Here is a 525-nt window from a genome sequence, read left to right as displayed (position 1 = left end):
GTTCTTTTTTCTCTGCCAGCTTCTTGGCAAAGACGGACGTGGCTGACTGCTTTCCCATTTTTCAAACTTTTCCGACTTCGGGTTGATAACGATTTCGCCCTTTTCGTCCGCTTTCCGGTAGGCAAAGCCAACCGTGCTCGCGTCTTTCGGAACCCACGCCCACGTTTTCCATTTGCCCTTCTTGCCGTCCCAAGAGAGCGCGTTGTCTGCCCAACATCCTTTACAACTGGTAGCCCCCAGCGGGAATCGTTATAGGCGGCACGGAACTGCCAAAGCCTGTTCTGAGCGTATCTTTCTGCACCAAAAGCGAGTTGTACGCTCCTGCCTTTACCGACGACTTGTCGGAAACAAGCCGCAGCGTCTCGCCGCTTTTGTTACGCACTTCAAGTGTAACGTTGTTTCTGTTCTTCGCTGAAAGCTGCGCGTGAATGTTTTGGTCTTTGTACGTTCCGCGGAGCATGGCGCATAACTGTACCAACGCCGTCTTCATTTCATCTTGTCAAAGCCATTCCAGTGCGTTTCAAG

Annotated in this window: 1 protein-coding gene; it reads right to left on the bottom strand. The window is 51.8% G+C overall.

The features are described 5' to 3' along the window. Positions 1-220: 220 nt before the first annotated feature. The gene (locus tag AWU74_RS07800) at positions 221-490 is read right to left on the bottom strand and encodes a hypothetical protein (protein ID WP_162505059.1); all 270 of its coding nucleotides are present in this window, start codon (positions 488-490) and stop codon (positions 221-223) included. Between the last annotated feature and the right edge of the window lie 35 nt (positions 491-525).

Source organism: Treponema endosymbiont of Eucomonympha sp. (assembly GCF_001028545.1).
The sequence above is the reverse complement of the archived record's forward strand: the minus strand, read 5'-3'. Positions and strand labels throughout refer to the sequence as shown.